Origin of the sequence: Mesorhizobium sp. M7A.F.Ca.MR.362.00.0.0 (assembly GCF_004023175.1) — a bacterium.
In the GTDB taxonomy this organism is placed as follows: domain Bacteria; phylum Pseudomonadota; class Alphaproteobacteria; order Rhizobiales; family Rhizobiaceae; genus Mesorhizobium.
This window is the reverse complement of sequence record NZ_RZTF01000559.1, coordinates 1-2,674: the sequence shown is the minus strand read 5'-3', so window position 1 is coordinate 2,674 and position 2,674 is coordinate 1. Positions and strand designations below refer to the sequence as shown.

Genomic DNA, 2,674 nt, shown 5'->3' with positions numbered 1-2,674 from the left:
GTCGATGTCGCTGTGGTGCCCGGCATCACCGCCATGCTGGCGGTCGCCGCCCGCATCGGCGCGCCGCTCGGCCATGATTTCTGCGCCATCTCGCTGTCCGACAATCTGAAGCCATGGGAGCTGATCGAACTGCGCCTGCTGGCGGCAGCCGGCGCCGGCTTCGTCATCGCGCTCTATAACCCGATCAGCAAGGCGCGCCCCTGGCAGCTCGGCCGCGCCTTCGAGTGCCTCACCGCGATCCTGCCCGGCACCACACCGGTGATTTTCGGCCGCGCCGCCGGCCGCCCGGATGAGCGCATCGAGGTCTACCTGCTGGCCGATGTCGAGGCTGAAAAAGCCGATATGGCGACCTGCATCATCATCGGCTCACCGGAAACCAGGATCATCAAGCGCGCGGAGAAGCCGGCGCTGGTCTACACACCGCGCTCGTCCACGGGGCGGACAAAATGATCGACCATCATGGTCAGCGCTTCAACGCTTTCAGCCGCTGGAACATCCGGCAAGACTGGCCGTTGGATCATGACCACCTCGAGGCCAAGCGCCCGCGCCGCGGCGATCTTGCCATAAGTCGCTTCGCCGCCGCTGTTCTTGGACACGACGACATCTATGCGTTGCTTTTCGAGCAGCGCGCGTTCCTCCGCCTCACGAAACGGGCCACGGGCCAGAAGATAGCTCGCATCCGGCACGGCAAGCTTGGGCTCGATCGCGTCGACGCTGCGGACGAGATAATGATGCTGGGGCGCAGCTTCGAAAGCAGCGACCTCTTGCCGGCCCAGCGCCAGGAAAACACGGCGCGGCGCCAGTCCAAGCGCTCGCGCGGCATCGCCGAATGTAATGACCTCAGTCCAGCGGTCGCCTTCGACAGGCTCCCAGCCGGGGCGTCGCAGCGCAAGGATCGGCACACCGGCCACGCGGGCGGCTTGCGCCGCATTGGCGGAGATCTGCGCCGCATAGGGGTGCGTCGCGTCGATCAGCAGGTCGATAGGCTCTTTCCGCAAATAATCGGCCAATCCATCGGCACCGCCAAAGCCCCCCGTTCGCACCGGCACGCCTTGCGCGACGGGGCTTTCAGTGCGGCCAGCCAGCGACAGCGTGACCGAGGCGCGCGCCGCCAGTTCTCCGGCCAGTTGCCGGGCTTCGGTGGTGCCGCCGAGGATCAGAATACGGTGGGTCATCATGCCTGCTGAAGGTCCGCGCGGTGCCAAGCTCACCCAAAAATGGCTCACAATCGTCGGCATCGGCGAGGACGGTTTAGCGGGTCTCGGCGACGAGGCCAAGCAGCGGATTGCCGAGGCGGAGATCATCTTCGGCGGCAAGCGGCACCTGGCGCTGGTCGCTTCCTTCGCCAAGGGCGAGGCGCGCGCCTGGCCGGTTCCTTTCGATGCCGAGATGGCTGACGTGCTGGCGCTTGCCGACAGGCGCGTCTGCGTGCTCGCTTCAGGCGATCCGTTCTTCCACGGCGTCGGCGCCACCCTCGCGCGCAAGGTCAAGCAACAGGAGATGCATGTCATCCCCGCACCGTCGGCCGTTTCGCTGGCGGCCGCGCGCCTTGGCTGGGCGCTGCAGGACATCGAGACCGTCTCGCTGCACGGCCGGCCGCTCGACCTGATCCGGCCGCTGCTGCAGCCACGCGCGCGCATTTTGGCACTGACCTCGGATGCCGAAGCCCCCGCTGCAATAGCGCGCCTGCTCACCGAACTCGACTTCGGCGCATCGCGGCTGACGATCCTGGAGGCGTTGGGTGGGCCAAGCGAGGACCACCACACGATCCGCGCCGATGCCTTCGATCTCGAAAACATCAATCCACTCAACGTTCTGGCGATCGAAGTTGAATCCGGTCCGGACGCGCGCGTCCTGCCGCTCACATCAGGCCTTGCCGATCATCTGTTCGACCATGACGGCCAGATCACCAAGCGCGAAGTCCGCGCCATCACACTGTCGGCGCTGGCGCCGCGGCGCGGCGAATTGCTGTGGGACATCGGCGCCGGTTCCGGTTCCATCGGCATCGAATGGATGCTGGCCCACCCTTCCATGCGCACCATTGCCATCGAGGCCGATCCGATCCGCGCCGCCCGCATTGGCCGCAACGCGGCCGTCTGCGGCGTTCCCGGCCTTGTCGTGGTGGAAGGCAGCGCCCCCAAGGCACTTGCCAGGCTGGACACGCCGGACGCGATCTTCATCGGCGGCGGCGGCAGCGATGCCGGCGTCTTGAACGCCGCCATCAAGTCCCTGCGCCCCGGTGGCCGCCTCGTCGCCAATGCGGTGACGCTGGAGATGGAAACCTTGCTTCTCGCCCGCCATGTCTCGCTTGGCGGCGATCTCACCCGCATCGCCATCTCTCGCGCATCGCCGGTCGGCGCGATGCAGGCCTGGCGGCCGGCCATGCCAGTGACCCAATGGAGCTGGGTCAAGCCATGATGGTCGCGGGCATCGGCAGCCGAAAAGGCGTGAGCGTCGAAGACGTGCTTGCCGCGATCGAAACCGCGCTGGAGACTCATGGCCTGACGATGACGGCGCTTTCGGCACTGGCGACGACTGAATTCAAACGCAACGAAGGGGCCATTCTCGCTGCCGGCCGTGAACTCAACCTCCCGGTGATAGTGGTGGATGTCGCCGACTCCGACCCGCCGCTCCCCCTCACCCAACCTCCGCTTCGCTCGGCTGACCATTCCGG

General features: G+C 66.6%; 4 protein-coding genes. 3 read left to right on the top strand and 1 reads right to left on the bottom strand.

Translation table 11 applies throughout. The features are described from left to right. On the top strand, nucleotides 1-450 hold a 450-nt coding region (locus tag EOC06_RS44360; protein ID WP_245470344.1), incomplete at its 5' end, for an SAM-dependent methyltransferase. Here the strand turns inward: EOC06_RS44360 and EOC06_RS35095 are convergent. Continuing rightward, on the bottom strand, nucleotides 414-1,175 hold the full coding sequence (locus tag EOC06_RS35095; protein ID WP_128309967.1) for a cobalt-precorrin-6A reductase: 762 nt from the start codon (nucleotides 1,173-1,175) through the stop codon (nucleotides 414-416). The genes EOC06_RS44360 and EOC06_RS35095 overlap by 37 nt on opposite strands. A gap of 1 nt (nucleotide 1,176) precedes the next feature. Here EOC06_RS35095 and cbiE point away from each other — a divergent pair, with 1 nt between their 5' ends. Both cbiE and EOC06_RS35085 read left to right on the top strand, forming a co-directional pair. Next, nucleotides 1,177-2,418, top strand: coding sequence for a precorrin-6y C5,15-methyltransferase (decarboxylating) subunit CbiE (gene cbiE, locus EOC06_RS35090; RefSeq protein WP_128309966.1), 1,242 nt, complete (start codon nucleotides 1,177-1,179; stop codon nucleotides 2,416-2,418). Continuing rightward, a partial coding sequence (locus EOC06_RS35085; RefSeq protein ID WP_164898924.1) for a cobalamin biosynthesis protein occupies nucleotides 2,415-2,674 on the top strand: 260 nt, incomplete at its 3' end. The genes cbiE and EOC06_RS35085, both read left to right, overlap by 4 nt.